The sequence below is a fragment of the Pseudomonas sp. K5002 genome, from assembly GCF_013386655.1.
GTDB lineage: Bacteria > Pseudomonadota > Gammaproteobacteria > Pseudomonadales > Pseudomonadaceae > Aquipseudomonas.
On the sequence record NZ_JACARK010000639.1, the window covers coordinates 1 to 3,986 of the forward strand.

At 61.3% G+C, this 3,986-nt stretch carries 5 protein-coding genes and 1 pseudogene; 1 reads left to right on the forward strand and 5 read right to left on the reverse strand.

The genetic code is table 11. From position 1 onward, the window contains the following. Positions 1-30: 30 nt before the first annotated feature. The 4 genes from HX846_RS25220 to HX846_RS25235 all read right to left on the reverse strand — a co-directional run bounded on the left by HX846_RS25220 (position 31) and on the right by HX846_RS25235 (position 2,927). On the reverse strand, positions 31-933 hold the full coding sequence (locus tag HX846_RS25220; protein WP_102368142.1) for an alpha/beta fold hydrolase: 903 nt from the start codon (positions 931-933) through the stop codon (positions 31-33). Beyond that, complete coding sequence (locus HX846_RS25225) at positions 933-1,715, reverse strand: class II aldolase/adducin family protein (protein WP_003208491.1); 783 nt, start codon at positions 1,713-1,715, stop codon at positions 933-935. Before HX846_RS25225 ends, HX846_RS25220 begins: the two co-directional genes overlap by 1 nt. Before the next feature lie 149 nt (positions 1,716-1,864). Further along, positions 1,865-2,551 carry an LrgB family protein gene (locus tag HX846_RS25230; protein ID WP_003208490.1) on the reverse strand — a complete coding sequence of 229 codons (687 nt, stop codon included), beginning with the start codon at positions 2,549-2,551 and terminating at the stop codon, positions 1,865-1,867. Continuing rightward, positions 2,541-2,927, reverse strand: coding sequence for a CidA/LrgA family protein (locus tag HX846_RS25235; RefSeq protein WP_177022708.1), 387 nt, complete (start codon positions 2,925-2,927; stop codon positions 2,541-2,543). Before HX846_RS25235 ends, HX846_RS25230 begins: the two co-directional genes overlap by 11 nt. A 99-nt stretch (positions 2,928-3,026) precedes the next feature. Here HX846_RS25235 and HX846_RS25240 point away from each other — a divergent pair, with 99 nt between their 5' ends. Continuing rightward, positions 3,027-3,923, forward strand: coding sequence for a LysR family transcriptional regulator (locus tag HX846_RS25240; RefSeq protein WP_178966315.1), 897 nt, complete (start codon positions 3,027-3,029; stop codon positions 3,921-3,923). Here HX846_RS25240 and HX846_RS25245 read toward each other — a convergent pair. Further along, a pseudogene (locus HX846_RS25245) lies at positions 3,904-3,986 on the reverse strand (flavodoxin); the annotation flags it as partial. The gene HX846_RS25240 and the pseudogene HX846_RS25245 sit on opposite strands and share 20 nt — an antisense overlap.

Consider the following 3,986-nt stretch of genomic DNA (forward strand, 5'->3'; position numbering starts at 1 on the left):
CCTAAATAACGGATATGTACTCAACCCCAATCAAGAATAAGCCACCCGAGCAGCCCCAACCCCAAGCCCCTCCCGAAACGCCAAATAATGCTTCAACACCTGCACCGGCGCCTCAATCTGCGGGTAGTGCCCAATATTCGCCAGCAACACCGTATCCGCGTGCGGCACCAGCTCACGATAACGCTGAACCATATGCCCCCCGGAAATCGGATCAACCTCCCCATCGATCACCCGCAACGGCACCTCCCCCCGCTGCATGGCCGCCACCCAGCGATCCCGCTGCCGCCGACGCTGAGGAATATACGCAATCAACTTGTGCAAAATCCGCGGCCCATCCTGGCTCTCGATCAAGCTCCAGAAATCATCCAGCGCACTCTCACTGGGCCGAGTCGCCGGCCCGAAAATCTGCCCAAAACTGTTAGCCAGGGCATTACGCCCAAACGCCCGCCCGATCATCCAACCCAATGGGCTCAGCAACAGCTTCTGCACCAACGCCGGACGATGCGTCTCCGGAAACAACCCACCGTTGAGAAACACACAACTGCCCATCCGAAACCGGCCTTCGTAATGCCGCGCCAACAACTCCTGCGCAACACTGTCACCGTAATCATGGGCCAGCACATGCACCGGCTGCTGCACCCAAAGATGCTCCAGCAACGCCTGTTGCAAGTCCGCCTGCTCCAGCAGGCAATAGGTGTGGTCCAGCGGCTTGGCCGAATCGCCAAACCCCAGCATGTCGCAGGCAATCACTTGATAGCGCTGGGCCAACGGCTGCCAGAGGTAATGCCAATCCCAACTGGCCGTGGGAAAACCATGGATCAGCAGCAACGGCTCGCCCTGCCCCGCCACCCAGTACCGAATGGTGCGGCCGCGAAACTCAAAGCTCTGGGCACGCTGGCGCCAGATGCGCAGCGGGATCTCGGCGAGTGGCATCAGCTTTTATACCCGGGGTCGAGTGCATCGAGTTTGCGCAGCAACGCCGGCCACGCCAGCGCGCCGCCCATGCCCTGAGCGCTTTTGGTGACCCCGGCGATCATCGCCCGGGCACCGGCCAATATCTGCGGCGCAATGCTGATCAGTTCAGCGCCACCGTTCTGCGCCATCACCTGGATATCGCAGGTGCGCTGGAAGATGAACATCATCAGGAACGTATCGGCGATGCTCCCACCACAAGTCAGCAAACCGTGGTTGTGCAGCATCAGGAAATTGTTTTCGCCAAGGTCGGCCTGCAAGCGGGCCTTTTCCTCGTGGTTCAGCGCGACACCTTCGTAGGCGTGATAGGCCAGGCTGGACAGCACGAACAACGATTGCTGGCTGATGGGCAGCACGCCCTGTTTCTGCGCGGAGACGGCAATGCCGGAAGCGGTGTGGGTGTGCAGCACGCAGACCACATCGTGCCGTACTTCGTGCACCGCACTGTGAATGGTGTACCCGGCAGGGTTGACCTCGTAGGGACTGTCCATCAGCTTGTTGCCGGCCTGATCGACCTTCACCAGGCTCGACGCGGTGATCTCGTGGAACATCAGCCCATAAGGGTTGATCAGGAAGTCTTCGGTGCCCGGCACCTTGGCCGAGATGTGGGTGAAAATCAGGTCGTCCCAACCATGCATCGCCACCAGGCGATAGCACGCGGCGAGGTCGACGCGGGCCTGCCATTCGGCCGCGCTGACCTGGTCTTTTACACTGTGTGTCGATTGAACAGTGGCTAGGCTCACGGCAATGACCTCCTTGGCGCGCTTATTATTGTTTTTTTGAGTGAAGAAGCAGTCTAGTCAGACCTCGAGGCCGCCGTAGTTGCATTGGCAGCCAGCTTGATGACCGAACGGGTCAGTCCTGAGGATAGTTCGATTTTGTTCTGCGCGTGTCAGAGAAGCGACGCCAATAAAGGCGCGGCGAACAGGTTGAGCAAGCCGGTCAGCACCATTACCAGGCCCGCCACGGAGCCTTCCTCACCGCCCACCTCATGAGCCCGGCTGACACCGGCGCCATGAGCGCCCACGCCAAACAATGCGCCACGGGCCAATGGCGTGCGCAACGGCAACCACTTGAGCAGTACGCCGCCGAGCATGGCGCCAAACACCCCGGTGAACATCACGAACACCGCCGTCAGTTCCGGCACGCCGCCCAGGTCGGAAGACACCGGCATGGCGAACGGGGTGGTGATCGAACGGGGCACCAACGACATCGTCACCGAGCTGTCGAGAGCGAGGGCCTTGGCCAGGCCATACGAAGTGGCGATGGACGCCGCGCTGCCCGCGACCATCCCCAGCAATAACGCTGACCAGTGGCGCACCAGCAATTGGCGCTGTTGCCAGATCGGAATCGCGAACGCCACGGTCACCGGGCCCAGCACCAGCATCAGCCAGTGGGTGTCTGTGGCGTATTCGGCATAGGCGGTTTTCATCGGCACGGCCACCGCCAGCAGCAGCGCCGGCACCAGGATCAGCGGCGACAGTAGGTAGCGCCCGGTGCGCCGGTAGATCCACCGGCTGAAGCCGTAGGCACCGAGGGTCAGTGCCAGCCAGAACATCGGCATCAGCTCAAGCTTCATGGCGCAGCTTCCAGCGGCAGACGAATTCCACGGTAAACGCAGTCACCAGCATCACCGACAAGGTGCTGAAGCCGATGACCAACATGATCCGCCAGCCGTCGTGCTTTACCAGGCCGCCGTAGTCCAAGAGGCTCATCAACGCAGGAATGAAGAACAGCAGCATCTCGGCCATCAGTACACCGGCGCCCAGTTGCAGAGCCGCCGGTTTTACCAGGCCGGTGGCGAAGGTCAGCAACAACAGGCCCAGGCCGACCACACCACCGGGAATAGGCCAGCTCAGCCAGGCCGCCAGTTGGCAGCCCAGAAAGTAAATGGCCAGCAGGATGATCAGTTCAGCCAGCAACCGACCGACGAATTTGAAGGTGAAACGTTTCATGAGCTTTGGGTCCTCCCAGGGCACTCATTTTAAAGAGGCGCCTGGCATCCCCACAGCGAATTGTTAGACTGCAATCTATTCCAAACTGGAATCAGGCGAATGGAATTCAAACAGCTGCGCAGCTTTGTCGAAGTGATCCACCGGGGCGGTTTTACCCAAGCCGGCAAAACCCTGCACATCAGCCAGTCCGCGGTCAGCAAGCAGGTGGCGCAATTGGAACAAAGCCTGGGCACGCCGCTGCTGGATCGCCTGGGTTCGCAGATTCGCCTGACGGCGGCTGGCCAAGTGGTGTTGCAGCGGGCAGAAGCGATGCTGCGCCAGCAAGCCGAACTGCTCAGTGAGCTGGACGACTTGAATCAACTGACCCGTGGCGAACTGCGCATGGGCTTGCCGCAGTTGGGCGGTGACACGTTGTTTGCCGGCTTGTTTGCCGAATACCGACGGCGTTATCCGAATGTCACCATTCAATTGCTGGAAGGCGGCAGCCGCAGTATCGAGCAGGCGATTTTGAGTGGAGAACTGGAGGTGGGCGGCAGCCTGATGCCCAGCGATCCGGCATTCGCCTGGCAGGCATTCTGCGATGAGCCGCTGGACGCCCTTCTGCCCATGGACCATCCGTTGGCCGATAACGCGCACATCCGCTTGGAAGAACTGGCTGATACGCCGTTCCTGATGTACCAGCGCAGTTTTGTGTTGAACGACCGCCTGCTCCAGGCCTGTCAGCAACTGGGCTTTACCCCGAAAGAAAGCGGGCGCAGCGGCCAGGCGGATTTCCTCGCGGCCCTGGTGGCCGCCGGCCAAGGCGTGGTGTTGCTGCCCAGCGTAGTAGCCCGGGGCCTGGTGCGGCCCGGGGTGGTGCGCCTGACGCTCAAGGCGCCGGACTACCTGCGCTGGGACATTGCCTTTATCTGGCGTGAGGGCGCCTATCTGTCGAAAGCCGCCCAGGCCTGGCTGGCGTTGTTGCGCGAGTTTCCGGTCAACCGCGCAGTGCAGTAACCAACTCGGCCAGCCACGGCTCGGCGTCGGCTTCCGGGGTCACGCTTTCGCTGGCGTCCAGGC